The following is a 12,123-nucleotide window of genomic DNA, read 5'->3' as shown; positions in this document are numbered from 1 at the left end:
GAGTGTGGTGGACAGGTCGAAACGTAGCGCCGCCTAGTACTCCAGCCGGACTTCTCCATTACCGCTGGTCAACGGCTTGAGTGAAGCGCTCCGGGCCTGATGGAGGCTCGATTCCTTGAGAGGATCGAGCCATGGCATGCCCGTCCCCTTACCCTCCTGAGCTTCGTGAGCGTGCGGTGCGCATGATTGCGGAGATCCGCCCGAACTACCCAACCGAGTGGGCTGCGATGAAGGCGGTCGCAGCCAAGCTGGGGATCGGCGCGGCCGACTCCGTCTTCTACTCGTCCCTCCTCTGCTACGTCCACCGCGGCCGTCACATGAAGCGCGGCCCGCAGTCATGAGGAACAGTAAGCAACCCCGGTCAGATCCGCCTAACCTGCTCACACCAGAGATGGCGTTTGACCTTGCCGCACATCGTGTCCGGGGGAAGTCTTACCGCGAATGCTGGTGCAGGCACCATTGATCCAGCGTGCAACGACTGTGATCGTGGATGCATGGGGATCACACAAAAGCCACATCGCCGTTCCGCCAGCTCGTTCGTTTCGAAGACCTTGGGCAGGACTGGCCAGTCGTGGGTCTGGCGGGGGATCACGTTATTGCCGGTGTCAGCCGCCCGGTTCGCGCGAACAGCATCGAGGGGGCGCTTCACCGACGCGTTGGCGGCGCTCCTTGGCGTGGGGCTGGGGCTCGTCGCCTGGTTCGTCGTCCTGATCAGCACACAGGCGGCCGTGAACGGCGCTCTCTACCCGCTCTTGGACGCGCACGATTACCAGCACTCCTGGGGCGGGCCTACCCTGGCGGGTGCTTGGGCGACACACGCGGCGCTGGCCGTGCCGATCCTGGTGGCTGCCATATGGCTTCTGCGGGGTCTGGCCGCACTCAGTTCCTACGATCAGGAGTTGTCCACCGGATCGAGGCACCACCGGTGGAGCAGGCCGCTCGCCCTCCTGTTGGCCGCAGCAGGAGCTGTGCTGTTCGTGGCATGGATCAACCAGCTTTGAACCGGATGGCGTTGGGTGCGGGTTTCAGGTGTCGCGCCAGCTCCGGGTGGATTCCCCGGTGAGTCGTCTGCTCATAAGGTCGGTCATCGCGCAGCGGATCACGGCTTCGGAGAACCCGTCTCACGCAACCCAGTCCACTCAGGTCAGCAAAACCCGGCCGACTAACTTCACTGCGACAGGTCATGCACCACCGCCGCCGACCACGAGGGCGATCTCCGCGCGACGCTCGACGGGATGGACGTCGGCCCGGCCCACGCGGCGGCCGACACCGTCAAGCTGCTCGCGCAGCAGCCCGACGACGGCGCCGAGCAGATGCTCGCCGCCCGCTACAACGCCATCGCCCGCTTCCTGCCCGGCCTGCTCAAAACGCTCACGTTTGAGGCTAGTGCTCTGACCGCGTAGGTTCACCGGGTTGCGGGTCATGCTGCGACGGTGCGCGGGCGTCCGCCCCAGCGGATGCCCTTTTCGCTGCGGATTCGGGCGCGTTCTCGCCGCTGGGCGGTGAGGACGTCGGGGTGGCGGGTGTTGGTGTTGCGCCAGCGCAGGTATGCGTGCAGTGCGCGGGTCTGGACAGTGTGGTTTGGGTGGTGGGAGTTGGCCAGGGTGAACTGCCGCAAGGGCCCGAAGTGGGCCTCGATCGGGTTCGCCCAAGAGGCGTTGGTCGGGGTGAAGCACAGCTCTACCCGGTGCTTCTCCGCCCAGGCCCGGATCGCGGCGCCCTTGTGAGCGGACAGGTTGTCCATGATCACGTAGATGGGTGCGCCGTCGGGGCGGGCGGCGCGGATCGACTTCAGCGCGGCCAGGGACTGCGCGGCGCCCTTGTGGCGGCGGTTGACGCCCCACAGGGTGTCGTCTCCGATCGAGTAGCAACCGTGGAAGTAGGTGACGCCGTGGGTGCGGTGGTAGGTAGCCGGGATCCGTTGGGTCCGGTTCCGCGGCGCCCAGCAGGATCCTGCGGTGGGGCGGATGCCGAGCGGCCCGAACTCGTCGAACGCGAAAACGCGGTCGGGTAAGTGCTCCAGGACCTGCTCGATGCGGTCCAGTTTGGCATCTCGCTGCGGGTCGGTGGACTCCTTCCAGGTCTTGGTGCGCTGGAAGGTGATGCCGCGTCGGGCCAGGAGGCAGCGCAGGGCCTCGCGGCCGATGCGGATCACGCGGCCGTGGACTCTGCGCAGGTAAGCGACGAGTTTACGGATCGACCAACGGGTGAAGGGCTGGCCGAGTCTGACCGGGCGGGTGGTGGCCGTCGCGATGACGAAGTCTTCGTCGTCAGCGTTGAGCAGGCGGGGACGGCCTCCCGCCCACTTGGGGTCCAAGCAGGCCAGACCGATCTCGTTGAACCGGTGGATGACACCGCGCACGGTGTCCTCGTCGGCCGCAACAAGCTGGGCGATGACCGGCACCCGGTTCCCGCCGGCCGACGCCAGCAGCATCATCGCGCGGCGGTAGCGCACCGAGCTGGTGCTGCCTCGGCGCACGATCTGCTGCAGCCGCTGCCCCTCCTGGTCGGTCAGACTGCGTACTCGTACCAGCTCTGCCATCGCTTCTCCCCGGCTGGACCCGCCACGCCTGAGCCCGGCGCGCGACTCGCTTAGCATCTCCTGCCATGAGCGATGCGGAGTCTCTTCTTGACTGGCTGCAGAACTGGTACGCGCAGCAGTGCAACGGCGACTGGGAACACGAGTGGGGCGTGAAGATCGACACGCTCGACAACCCCGGCTGGACCGTCAGCATCGACCTGGAGGAGACCGACCTGGAAGAACGCGAGTACTCCCGCCAGGAGATCAACCGCTCAACGCAGGACTGGGTCTGGGCCTGGACCGCCGAGAAGGCATTCCACGCCGCGTGCGGTCCCGGAAACCTCACCGAGGCCCTCACGCTGTTCCGTACCTGGGCGACCACGATCGCTCCCTGAACCGGCGCAGAACCCGGAGACACCAACCCTGTGAACCTATGCGGTCAGAGCACTAGGGTGCGTATCGAGTCGTGATCAATCTTTGAGTGCGTCCTCACTCCGAGTCCTGATCCGGTAGATCATTTTGCATGACGCGAGTGCAACTGACGCACGAGGAGTGGGAGTTCAGCGGGCCGTACCTGCCGGTCGGGGACTACGGCCCGTACCCCGAGCGCCTGCGGCAGCAGTTCGAGGGCGTGATCTGGCGGTTCAAGACCGGCGGGCAGTGGGGGGAGATGCCGCAAGAGTTCGGCGCTCGGTCGACCGTGTCCAACCGCTTTCGACTGTGGCGTGACGCCGGTGTGTTCGAGGCCCTACTGGAGGGCCTGATCGCGGAGGCCGCGAAGCGGGGCGAGGTGGACCTGTCCCTGGTCAGCATCGACTCCACCACCGCGCGCGCCCACCACGACGCTGCCGGGATGCACCTTGGCGAGGACGTGCTCACCGCCCTGGAGAAGGCGGACGCAGAGGAGAAGAAGGCCACGTCAAAAGGGGCGACCTGGAAGAACAAAGCGGACAGGACGTCGAAGCGGATCCAGAACGGGGGGAGCGACGACGCGTCCGGTGCCGACGAAAGCTCCGGCTGAAGGCCGCCCTCCTTGGGCGTTCGCGGGGCGGGCAGACCAGCAAGGTCCACCTCGCCGTCGACCGCAAGTGTCGTCCGCTGGCGTTCGTCCTGACCGCCGGCCAGACGGCCGACAGCCCGCAGTTCATCCCCGTCCTGAAGAAGATCCGGGTTCGCGGGCCCGCTGGCCTCCCCCGCACCCGGCCCGACGCCGTCGCGGGCGACAAGACCTATTCGTCCCGCGGCAACCGAGCCCACCTGCGCAGACGCGGCATCAAGGCCGTCATCCCGGAGAAGGTCGACCAGGCTGCCAACCGGAAGAAGAAAGGCTCCGGGGGCGGCCGGCCCGTCAGCCACGACGCAGACCTGTACAAGGAACGGAACACCGTCGAGCGGCTGATCAACAAGCTGAAGGCCTGGCGGGGCATCGCCATCCGGTACGACAAGACGCCGGAGAGCTACCTCGCCGGACTCCACCTGCGCGCCTCGATGATCTGGATCAAAGACCTCACCAGGGGCGGCCCGTTGATCAGGACTCGCTCCGCACCCTAGCGCCGTCGTCCGCGTCCGCCCTGCCGTCTGCCCTTGTCCCTGCTGGGACGTCTGCCCTTGGCCTTTCCCCTGCGCCCGCCCGGAGCCTGCACCGGGCGCCCCTGCCAGTCGATGCTGTCGTCCTCCGACAGGCTCGCCGCATAGGAGAGCGCATGCTGGATCAGCAGCGACAACAGGCGCCTGGACTCCGCCGAGGGAAGCTCACTCTGCCAGGGGCAGAGCGAGTACCAACCCTGGCCCGGATCCGTCAGGGGCGGGCAGGGCTCTGCGGGCTCCAGGGGCTCGGCCGGCACTTCGGGAAGGCGCACCAGCACCATACCCATGCCCCAGGCGACGACCGCGGCAATGTTCTTGTCTGCAAGCACCGGCACCCCGAACGTCGCCAGGACGGGCCACTGGGGAGCAAGGTCCTCAAGCCTCTCGACCAGATCGGGGTGGGTATGCAGCTCCCACCCCTCATAGACGTAGGCACCGCGCTCCTGCGGAACGCCCTGCTGCCGCAGCAGGTCGAGCAACGGCGTGTTCTGAGGCAGGTCCGGCAGCAGCGTCATGCCTCGACACGCTACGCGCCGTTTGAAGTAGGGGCAGTGGTGGTGCTCCTCTCCGACAGGCCCAACGGACCTGCACCATCCGGCAGTACTGGTACGGCCCGATGGTGTCAGGGCCGCTCCCGTCCTCCGCCCGCCACCGGGGCGAATCCGCAGAATGATCACGACTCGATACGCGCCCTAGTGGCCTACAGGGCGCGCAGCGAAGTCCCGGCGAACCGCCGGGAATCTCGACGTAAGGAAGCATCCTCGCCAGCGAGGCGACCGTCTTCCGGCGTGCCCCTGCATCACGGGACCAAGCACTCATTCCGGTCTGAACGCCGAGCGAAATAACCCCTCAACCTGATCAGGGTCATCCGGTGCCGGTATCGGCCTTGTGCAGCATCTGGGCCAACAGCAGGGCGCTTCCGGTCGCTGCCCCTACCGCTCCCGCGGCCAGGAAACCGCGAGAGGAACGCCAGGACAGCACCGACCACCGAGACTGCGCGGAAAACAACGATCCTGTACTCAGCCACGAGCCGGTTGAGATCAGCGACAGGGCGGAGCCGATCGAGCCGACCGACAGGGCGCTTCCGATCGAGCCCACTGACAAGGCCGAACCGACGGACCCCACGGACAGCACCGATCCCACTGAGCCGATCGACAACACAGAGTCCTGTGACCACAACGACAGCACTGAACCAGAGGAGGCACGACGGACCGACCGTGCGGACAGTTTTGTCATGAGGCCATCCTGCCCGCTGGTTGCTCTGTCTCGGGCGGATGTGGACGGATGACGCGGGTCTCGGGTGGGGACCTTCCGACATCCGGCTCGCTGCGTGGCGGGGCGGATCCCCTTGGGAGCCCGGACCGGCCCGGAACTACGACTACGCCAGACTTCCGTGAGTGTCTACTGCTGGATTTCTCAAAGGAGGTACACATATCGGCGTCGTAGGGAACGGGGGCCTTGACACCGGATCTTGGGCTCTGGCCCGTAGTCGGTGGTGACGCCGAGTGGCGGTCAGGGCAGAAGGATGCGGTGGCGGAGGAGGTCGAATCCAGCGCGTCCGTGCATCTGCCTCATGATCCTCTTGGTGCGGGTGTTGACGCCTTCGGTGCGGCCGTTGTGGTAAGGCAAGGTGAGGCCGGCGTTCACGGCGGACCGGTCGATTTCGAGACCGTTGGTGAAGCTGCGCAGGTGAGGCAGGTCGATGGCCCGGGCGGTCGTGATCCACTCGGTGAGTTTCACGTCGTTTCCCTCGGCCGGTTTCAGCAGGGTGGCGAAGCCGCGTACGAGATCGGCGAGTGCGGTCATCTCCGGGCAGGCCGCAGCGATCTTCTCCAGCAGGGTCGTTTCCTTCGGGCGCAGGTTTTCGGGGTCGGTGAGCAGGAGGCGGCTGGCGTGACGTGGGGTGGTGACGGGGCGGTCGCCTTCGGCGCGGCCCTGGTTGAGGTAGCGGACCAGCAGGTTGGCGCTGCCGGTGTAGCCCAACTCCCGGATCTCTTCGAGGAGGTGGGTGACCGGGACGGCGGCATCCTCGGCACGGCGCCGACGCAGGTGGTCGCGGTAGGGGTCGACGAGGGGGGCCGGTAGGCGGGAAGGGCGATGCGCAGGGCCTGGGGTTGGGGCATGCGGGCGTAGCGTTTGACGGTGTTCAGGGCCAGGCCGAGGCGGCGGGAGCAGTCGAGCAGGCCGACGCCCTGGCCGAGGAGGTCGTGAATCTTGTTCCAGCGTTCGAGTGTGGTCTGCTCGCGTACGCCGCCGGGGCGGGGCGGGTTGATGGTGGCCCAGCATCCGGCGTGGGCGCGGACCTCGAGCTGGACTTTGTCGCAGAGATTGCGCCAGAGGCGCCATCGGTCGCTGACCTGCACCGCGTCGGGCAGGGCGCGGCGGATGGCCTCGGCGTAGGTGGCCGAGCCGTCTCGGCACACGACCTCGACACCAGGATGTCTCCGCAGCCAGGACTCCAGGGCGACTGCCTCGCGGTCGGGCAGGACCGCGACGCGCCGGCCGGTCTCGGCATCCGTGATGATCGTGGCGTAGCGGTGGCGGCGGCGCAGGGCGAAATCGTCCACGCCGATCACCCGCGGGATGGCCTGCTGCGGCAGCGGCAGGCGCCGCAAATGGCGCAGTGCGGTACTCCGGGAAACGGGCACGGCCAGCAGGCCAGCCAGGCGTGTGGCTGCCCGGCCGCATAACTCCCGTGCCACCTGGGATATCTGCCCGACAAGACGCACCGTGCGGCGCCGATGGCGCTCCAGCAGTCCGGGAATCTGCTCGCGGAAGGTCTGCCGCCAGCAGCCCAGGGCCGGACAGGCCAGCCGCCGTACGCGCAGGTGGACGACGACCTGGCGGCCGTCGACCGGCACGTCCCTCACCGTCCGGCGGTGATAACCGTGCACCTTCGCCGTCGGCGTCCCGCACACCGGACACGGCACCGCCACGTCCCGGGTCCGGGCCGAGACCACCACCGCGTCGCTGCCGTCCGCCACATCCTCGACGACCAGCGCCGAAAGCCCCGAAAACACCGTCCCGATAAGGGAGTTGATATCCACCACACGATCATGATCAAGGGCGGCTACTCGGCGTCACCACCGACTACGGGCCAGAGCCGTTGGCTGGACAGACCCACGGCACGGTGAAGGTTTTCGCGGATACCGAGGACGGCCGACATCCGGGCACCGTCCACCTCTCCGAGGCTGCCACCCACCCCCAGCAGCGCGCCCTGGCCGGGGTACGCACACGCAAGTCCCCAGCACCGCATGCGAACTTGAAGAAGCAAGATCGCCGCAGGCCAGGGTAGGCATGGAGGGCGATTGTGGATGAATTTTGCGGAACGTGTCACAAGATCGACCTCCTGACTGTCATTACCTAGTGAACCGGGGCACCACAGGTTGACCTGTCGTCAGGCACTTTCGCCGGGCGTCCATGGCATGAGTCTGTCGCCAGGGAGAACCGTCCCGGTCTGAATTGCGGCATGCGCAAACACTTCGAAGCGCTCTAAGGAGATTCTGTGAAAGCGAAAAAGAAGCTTGCAATGGTCCTGGCGCCGACTTTGTCGGCTATCGCGATGACAGTCGGCGGAGCCGGATCCGCATCCGCCGCCGCCTCCAACGTCATGGCTTACACCTGCCAGGACAACGAGGTCTGTCTCTACCATGATAGAGACTTCACCGGTTCGGTATTTGTGCCGGACGAGCTGAAGTATCGTTCCGCTGTGCAAGATTTCGGGGTTCGGAATTTCGTCAATGGCACCAACGCCAACGAAGCAGTATCTTCAGTCAAGAACACGACCGGCTGGACATTCTGCTTTTACGATAACCCGCACCTGGACCACTATGAGGGGTCAATAGGGCCTGACACAAACATGACCTTCGTTGGCGGATATTCGTATCTCAACGACATCATCAGCTCTATGGGGCCCTGCTGAGCGTTTTCAGCGTGACCCACTGATCGGGTGATGGGGTCGGTGTAGCGTGAGGCTCCCGTGCCGTTGAGGTAGGTGTTCGAAGTCTCAACTCATCGGCGCGGGAGCTTCGTTGGTCCCCTGTCCTGCCGGACGCGACCCTGCTCACGCTCTGGTTGAGTGGGCCGCCATGCTGATCGTCGCGTGCGGGGTGACAGTCGCTGCGGGTTCCTTTCGTCAGCGTTCTTCCGTCGGCCTGGTGTTCCTGCACCGGCGCGATGTCCTCATCCGACTCGTCGCTGGTTTCGGCGTCGCCGTCGGCACTGCACACCTGTACGCGACGGCCGTCATCCGTCTTCTCCACTGACGGTGCACCTGGGCTACTGGGTGCTTTGCGCGACGCGATCCCGACTGTGCTCCTGTCCGACGGCATCCTCGCCGGGCGCGGCGGAGCGGCGCGGACTGGCAGGGTGCCGTCGGGTGTTTCGCGTCCTGTCGGCAGTGGGGCCTGATGAATGGATCCTGCGACAACGCTATCGGCTCGGGCTACGTCGAACCCTGCCGTCGGTGCTAGAAGCAGAAGCATCCGCTCGGAGAAATAGGCCCTTCGGGTTCCTTCCGCCCCCGTGTGAGTGACTCGGAGCTCTCACGGACCGCGGGTGACGCCCATGCAGCTGTGCTCCGCGTTGTACGTCCTCCATGGGCCGGTCTCCCCGGCCCCGACCATCCAAGTACACGGTGATCCGCTATGCCTGTCGACCACACCGGTCTCCGCCCGCCTGTCCGACCGCGCCCTACCCCTCCGCATGAGGCCGTCCAGCGTCCACGTACCCATGCCTCGCTGACGCCCGGAAACATGTCCGGCAGGGTCCAGACGGCCCGCGAAAACGTCTTCACCGGTTGGCGCAGAGTATTCGGGCTGATCGTGTGGGCCGGGCTGAGCGCCGTTGTGCTGACCGGCTGTGACTCTTCCCAGAGTGCCGCGCGCCCTTCGGTCTCGGAGACGGCGTCGGCGCAGGAGATGGTGCGTCTGCTCGAGGCGTCGCTTCCGCAGGGAAAAACTTCCGGCCAACGGGGGGAGGGTGTGAGTACGAAGCCCGGGACGCTACCGTCGGCCGAACTGGTCTTCCAGCGGGGTGGGAGGTCGGCACATGTCCAAGTGATGCTCGGCCGAATTCCGGTTCCCCTTCCCGCCGAGGTGTCACAATGCCCGGATACAGCCGTTCACCCCTACAGCCGGTGCACCATCACCACGCTGCCCGACGGCGCCACGCTGGTGCAGGATCAGTCACCGCACCAGGAGAAGAATCCCTCCGGCGGCAAAGTCCTGACCGCCCGCCTGATCTTCGATGACGGCAGGCAGATCCTCGTTTCTCAGGTCGCAGACCCGCAGGCCAAGGCCGATTCCGCGGTCACGGCTCTGCCGCTGACGCTCAAGCAGTTGACGGCCGTCGCCACGTCTTCGACATGGGAACCCGTGCTCAACACGGTGCCCACGCCGCCCGCCGGCGGGAGCGGCGGCTGGCAGCCAACCGGCAAAGAGATCAGCCTCGTGCTCGAGCAACTCCTCCCGGCAGGGATCAGCCACGCGCAGCCAGGCGGCACGGAAGGCTTCGGCCACCTCGTGGTCGACGACGGCCACGGCAAGAGTCTCGTCGCCGTCAACGTCCAGCGCTGGAAACCCAGCGATGACGGCATGGCCAAACTCTTCGCAAAGGGCGAGACCCTGCCCGACGGCACCCGGCTCAGCATTCGGAAGAACCCTGCCAACCGTGGCGACAAGGGCACCATCGAATGGACCGTCGATACCTTCCGCAAAGACGGTATACGCATCGTCGTCTCCGCCCTCAACGCACCCGCCTACGCCCTTGCCCCCACCCGACCCGACCCAGCCCTCGACATCGCCGAGCTGAAGAAGATCGCCCTCGACCCAGCATGGCAACGCGTCACCCGCAGGTGATCAAGCAGCACTCTCGGCCCGCGTCATCGAGGCCGCCAACGCGTCGGCAGATCGTACGGTCGTGCGCGCGCTGCGGATCCTCGTGCGCGGCTCCGTGCCCGCGCCCGCCCCGGACGACATGGCCCCGCAGACGGCGGCCGCGGCCAAGGGGCCGGTGACGACACGGGAGTTGGCCAGCGACGGCTACCACCGCGCCCTCGCCGCTCGCCGGCAGGCCGCCCCGCCCTGCCTGGCCGACCCGGACATCACGGAGGCGGTCGAACGGCAGACCAGGGCAATGCGCGAGCTCAGCCGCCCTGCGTTCCCTGAGTTGGAGGCGGGACCGGACGATGCGCCAGCCCCGGTCGGGCAGTGCGTGTCCAGCGCCGCCGCCACGTCGACGCCACGCACGCGGCCGCCCTGCGCCAGGCCCGCGAGGATCGAGGCCAGCGGTCCGGGACCGCGCCCGCCGCGCCGTGCTCCAACCAGGAGACGGCCAGCGGGAGGCAGGCTCCTGATGCTGTCGGCCGACGGGCTGGAGGGACTGTGCGTCAGTCGGCGGGGGGTGCCGCAGCGGAACCGCCTCGGCCGTGAGTATGGCGTTGTGTACTGCCCGGGACGGGCCTCGGATAATCCGTCGGCGGCCGGAGGGGCCGCGCGGGGTGGTACGGGGTCAGCGGGCTCTACGGTCTTGATCGGGTTGATCGAGCCATTCGTAGGGTTGGGTGGCCCAGGGGTACTGGGTGTGGCTATCAGCGGGCTGCCGTCTCGTGGCTTCCTTCGCTTCGCCGCCCGGCACCCCACGACGACTCGGCCGCCGATTAGGAAGTGCGAACAAGTCGCTGTGTAGAGCAATGCCGGCGAAGTCGTCCGTGGCACGAACAGAACAAACACGTACGTCAGGAGCACGATGAGCCGGATATGGGCGGGGATCGACAGCGGCAAGGGCCATCATCACGGCCTTGCTCTGGACTCGAACGGCACGACGCTGCTGTCGCGGCGGGTCGCCAACGACGAGCCTGAGCTGCTGAAGCTGATCGGTGATGTCCTGGACCTGGCCGATGGCCGGCAGGTCACCTGGGCCATCGACATGACCGGCGGGGAACCTGCACTGCTGCTGGCCCTGCTCGTCAGCCACGGCCAGGAGATCCTCTACATGCCCGGCCGCCTGGTGAACCGGGCATCCGACGGCTACCGCGGCGAGGGCAAGACCGACGCTCGCGACGCCTACGTGATCGCCGACCAGGCCAGGATGCGCCGCGACCTGCGCCCCATCCGCCCCGGTGACGAAGCCGCCGTCGAACTCAAGCTGCTGACCGGCCGCCGGTCTGACCTGGTGGAGGACCGCACCCGCGTCGTCAACCGTCTGCGCAGCACCCTGCTGAGTATGTTCCCCGCCCTGGAGCGGGCGCTGGAGGTGACCAACACCGGCCCGCTCAGGCTGCTGACGGGTTACCAGACGCCGGCCGCCATCCGCCGCGTCGGCGTCACGCGGCTGACGAAGTGGCTGGCCAACCGCAAGGTCCGAAACGCACGGTCCTTGGCCGAAGCAGTTGTCGAGGCCGCCGAGCGCCAGCACACTGCCGTCCCCGGGGAGAAGACCATCGCCAAGCTGGTCAACACCCTGGCCGAGGAGGTGATGGCCCTTAACGAGCAGATCGCCGAGATGGACAAGCTCATCGAGGGCCGGTTTCGTGAGCATGAACTCGCCAGCATTCTTCTGAGCGTTCCCGGCATCGGCGCGACTCTCGGTGCCGAGTTCCTCGCCGCCGTCGGCGGTGACCTGGATGAGTTCGATTCCCCGGACGCTCTGGCGGCCTTCGCCGCGGCGTCACCCCCGCCCCTCGCGACTCGGGCAAGGTCAGCGGCAACCTCCGCCGGCCGATCAACTACCACCGAAGACTCCAGCGCGTCTTCTACACCTCCGCGCTCGTCAGCGTCCGCGACGACCCCAACTCGCGGAAGTTCTACGACCGCAAACGCGCCGAAGGGAAGAAGCACGTTCAAGCCGTGCTCGCCCTCGCCCGCCGACGCGTCAATGTCATCTGGGCACTGATCCGTGACCAACGGTGCTACCAAGTCACACCTCCGGTGATTACAGCCGTTTGACAACAGCATTAGGAAGCGAGGGTGACGGTGATGGGCGCGGCCTCCTGCAGACCCTGGCCGCTCGCGCCG

9 protein-coding genes and 4 pseudogenes are annotated in these 12,123 nt (G+C 67.0%); 8 read left to right on the top strand and 5 right to left on the bottom strand.

Translation table 11 applies throughout. The features are described 5' to 3' along the window. Positions 1 to 131 precede the first annotated feature (131 nt). Both OG568_RS50700 and OG568_RS50695 read left to right on the top strand, forming a co-directional pair. Positions 132 to 275 (top strand): annotated as a pseudogene (locus tag OG568_RS50700) (IS3-like element ISMyma3 family transposase); the annotation flags it as partial. Between the two features lie 219 nt (positions 276 to 494). Further along, complete coding sequence (locus OG568_RS50695) at positions 495 to 1,001, top strand: hypothetical protein (RefSeq protein WP_329536898.1); 507 nt, start codon at positions 495 to 497, stop codon at positions 999 to 1,001. Positions 1,002 to 1,181: 180 nt separating this feature from the next. Here OG568_RS50695 and OG568_RS50690 read toward each other — a convergent pair whose 3' ends face one another. Then, a complete protein-coding gene (locus OG568_RS50690) occupies positions 1,182 to 1,424 on the bottom strand; it encodes a hypothetical protein (protein WP_329536897.1) in 243 nt (80 codons plus the stop codon). Continuing rightward, complete coding sequence (locus OG568_RS50685) at positions 1,421 to 2,542, bottom strand: IS630 family transposase (protein WP_329536896.1); 1,122 nt, start codon at positions 2,540 to 2,542, stop codon at positions 1,421 to 1,423. Before OG568_RS50685 ends, OG568_RS50690 begins: the two co-directional genes overlap by 4 nt. Positions 2,543 to 2,607: 65 nt before the next feature. Here OG568_RS50685 and OG568_RS50680 point away from each other — a divergent pair, with 65 nt between their 5' ends. Continuing rightward, positions 2,608 to 2,916 (top strand): immunity 53 family protein, encoded by a 309-nt coding sequence (locus OG568_RS50680; RefSeq protein WP_329536895.1) that lies wholly within the window; start codon positions 2,608 to 2,610, stop codon positions 2,914 to 2,916. A gap of 128 nt (positions 2,917 to 3,044) precedes the next feature. Then, a pseudogene (locus OG568_RS50675) lies at positions 3,045 to 4,072 on the top strand (IS5 family transposase). On the opposite strand, the gene OG568_RS50670 reads toward OG568_RS50675, so the two are convergent. From OG568_RS50670 to OG568_RS50660, 3 genes and pseudogenes are all read right to left on the bottom strand, one after another. Next, positions 4,069 to 4,623, bottom strand: coding sequence for a hypothetical protein (locus OG568_RS50670; protein WP_329536894.1), 555 nt, complete (start codon positions 4,621 to 4,623; stop codon positions 4,069 to 4,071). The pseudogene OG568_RS50675 and the gene OG568_RS50670 overlap by 4 nt on opposite strands. Positions 4,624 to 4,972: 349 nt before the next feature. After that, positions 4,973 to 5,344 (bottom strand): hypothetical protein, encoded by a 372-nt coding sequence (locus OG568_RS50665; protein ID WP_266593563.1) that lies wholly within the window; start codon positions 5,342 to 5,344, stop codon positions 4,973 to 4,975. Positions 5,345 to 5,620: 276 nt separating this feature from the next. Further along, positions 5,621 to 7,158: pseudogene (locus OG568_RS50660) on the bottom strand (ISL3 family transposase). 455 nt (positions 7,159 to 7,613) lie between these two features. On the opposite strand from OG568_RS50660, the gene OG568_RS50655 reads away from it, so the two are divergent. From OG568_RS50655 to OG568_RS50640, 4 genes and pseudogenes are all read left to right on the top strand, one after another. Beyond that, positions 7,614 to 8,030, top strand: a complete 417-nt coding sequence (locus tag OG568_RS50655; protein WP_329536893.1) for a peptidase inhibitor family I36 protein — start codon at positions 7,614 to 7,616, stop codon at positions 8,028 to 8,030. Positions 8,031 to 8,196: 166 nt separating this feature from the next. Next, the gene (locus OG568_RS50650; RefSeq protein ID WP_329536892.1) at positions 8,197 to 8,373 is read left to right on the top strand and encodes a hypothetical protein; all 177 of its coding nucleotides are present in this window, start codon (positions 8,197 to 8,199) and stop codon (positions 8,371 to 8,373) included. Between the two features lie 489 nt (positions 8,374 to 8,862). Next, positions 8,863 to 9,966, top strand: a complete 1,104-nt coding sequence (locus OG568_RS50645) for a hypothetical protein (RefSeq protein ID WP_329536891.1) — start codon at positions 8,863 to 8,865, stop codon at positions 9,964 to 9,966. A gap of 889 nt (positions 9,967 to 10,855) precedes the next feature. Then, a pseudogene (locus tag OG568_RS50640) lies at positions 10,856 to 12,054 on the top strand (IS110 family transposase). Positions 12,055 to 12,123 lie beyond the last annotated feature (69 nt).

Source organism: Streptomyces sp. NBC_01450 (genome assembly GCF_036227505.1).
Taxonomy (GTDB): Bacteria; Actinomycetota; Actinomycetes; order Streptomycetales; family Streptomycetaceae; genus Streptomyces.
Note: the sequence above shows the minus strand (reverse complement) of the source record. Positions and strands in the feature narration are given on the sequence as shown.

Bases quoted from the DNA above. Each gene is read 5' to 3' on its own strand.
- OG568_RS50695 (WP_329536898.1), top strand. From the start codon at position 495: ATGGGGATCACACAAAAGCCACATCGCCGTTCCGCCAGCTCGTTCGTT.
- OG568_RS50645 (WP_329536891.1), top strand. From the start codon at position 8,863: ATGTCCGGCAGGGTCCAGACGGCCCGCGAAAACGTCTTCACCGGTTGG.
- OG568_RS50665 (WP_266593563.1), bottom strand. From the start codon at position 5,344: ATGACAAAACTGTCCGCACGGTCGGTCCGTCGTGCCTCCTCTGGTTCA.
- OG568_RS50680 (WP_329536895.1), top strand. From the start codon at position 2,608: ATGAGCGATGCGGAGTCTCTTCTTGACTGGCTGCAGAACTGGTACGCG.
- OG568_RS50690 (WP_329536897.1), bottom strand. From the start codon at position 1,424: ATGACCCGCAACCCGGTGAACCTACGCGGTCAGAGCACTAGCCTCAAA.
- OG568_RS50670 (WP_329536894.1), bottom strand. From the start codon at position 4,623: ATGACGCTGCTGCCGGACCTGCCTCAGAACACGCCGTTGCTCGACCTG.
- OG568_RS50650 (WP_329536892.1), top strand. From the start codon at position 8,197: ATGCTGATCGTCGCGTGCGGGGTGACAGTCGCTGCGGGTTCCTTTCGT.
- OG568_RS50685 (WP_329536896.1), bottom strand. From the start codon at position 2,542: ATGGCAGAGCTGGTACGAGTACGCAGTCTGACCGACCAGGAGGGGCAG.